Raw genomic sequence first — 651 nt, 5'->3', positions numbered from 1 at the left:
GAATTTTATTAATGATAAAGGCGATAAAGAAGCGGATTTTATTTCTTGTGTTGTTTGGAATAAACAAGCAGAGAATTTAGTTAAATATGTTGTTAAAGGTTCTTTAATTGGTGTTGAAGGTCGAATTAAAGTTAATGTTATTAATAAAGATAAACAAGAAAAAAAATTTATTACACAAGTAGAATGTCAATCTATTCAATATTTAGATTTTAAAAAAGAAAAATAAGGAGAAAAATAATTAAAGGTTATGCAACAAATAATGATTAATATTTTTACATATATAATTTTTTCATTAGGGTTTGGTTTTGTTTATTTTATTGTTAGTTTGTCGGACATAAATTCAATTAAAAAATATAAAAAAGATGGTCATACAGCTAGACAATTAATATATGGTGGATATAAAATTAGAGATTTAAAAAAAGCTGGATTTACAGCTAAAGATTTTAAAGATTCTGGTTTTTTATCTTATGAATTAGAAGCTGCTGGATTTACAACTAAGGAATTATTAGATGCTGGATATACAGAAAAAGAATTATTAATTAGATATTAGACAATAATGAAAATGATTTTTAATTTATCTGTTTTAAAATATTTAATTTCTTTTGATTTTAAAGCTTTATTTTATTTATTATATAGTATTTTTTTTACTAA

The 651-nt window shown here is 21.0% G+C and carries 2 protein-coding genes; both read left to right on the top strand.

What is annotated here, in order from left to right:
- On the top strand, window positions 1–226 hold a 226-nt coding region (locus RI76_RS02110; RefSeq protein WP_017192497.1), incomplete at its 5' end, for a single-stranded DNA-binding protein.
- Between the two features lie 33 nt (window positions 227–259).
- Window positions 260–550, top strand: coding sequence for a hypothetical protein (locus RI76_RS02105; RefSeq protein ID WP_017192496.1), 291 nt, complete (start codon window positions 260–262; stop codon window positions 548–550).
- The last annotated feature ends 101 nt before the right edge of the window (window positions 551–651 follow it).

Source organism: Milkweed yellows phytoplasma str. MW1 (genome assembly GCF_000309485.1).
GTDB lineage: Bacteria > Bacillota_I > Bacilli_A > Acholeplasmatales > Acholeplasmataceae > Phytoplasma.
The sequence above is the reverse complement of the archived record's forward strand: the minus strand, read 5'-3'. Positions and strand labels throughout refer to the sequence as shown.